Raw genomic sequence first — 565 nt, 5'->3', positions numbered from 1 at the left:
TCGACCGTCATCGCCGCGAGCTTGTCGTCGACATCAGGCGGCAGCTTGTCCTTGAAGAACGAGACCGCCTTGTCGTGCAGGCCGAAGCGCTTGTCGGCCATCGCGAGCCCGACCGCGCTGACGGTGACGCTCTTGGTCAGCGAATGCATCATGTGATTGCGGTCGGCGCGATATGGCGACCACCAGCCCTCCGCGACCACCTGGCCATTGCGCCAGAGCATGAAGCTGTGCAGTTCGTAACCCTGGCGATCGACCTCGTCGAGGAAATCGAGGATCGCGGATGGCGCGATGCCCTGCTCGTCCGGCCGGCCGCGCGACAGGCCATCGGCGAACGCGGTCTCAGCCTGCGCCGTCGTCATTGCGCCGAAGCGTCCCTCCGGCGCCAGCACGACGGCCGCGCCGCCGAGGAACAGCTGCAGCGCCCCGCGCCGAGACGGCCGACCTGATGCGAAGCCGTCAGTTTCTTGATTGTTGTTGTTTGGCATGGGCCGTCCTCCGGAAGCAGAACGGAGGTTATGGCTCCGGCCCCTCGTGTCAACGCACGCTGCGCGCATCCTGAAAGAAA

The 565-nt window shown here is 65.7% G+C and carries 1 protein-coding gene; it reads right to left on the bottom strand.

Annotated features, from left to right (window positions below):
* Positions 1 to 485 (bottom strand): serine hydrolase (locus FNJ47_RS46520; RefSeq protein WP_163163530.1); only part of this gene is annotated, 485 nt, incomplete at its 3' end.
* Positions 486 to 565: the final 80 nt, after the last annotated feature.

Source organism: Bradyrhizobium uaiense (assembly GCF_010811875.1).
Taxonomy (GTDB): domain Bacteria; phylum Pseudomonadota; class Alphaproteobacteria; order Rhizobiales; family Xanthobacteraceae; genus Bradyrhizobium; species Bradyrhizobium uaiense.
The sequence above is the reverse complement of the archived record's forward strand: the minus strand, read 5'-3'. Positions and strand labels throughout refer to the sequence as shown.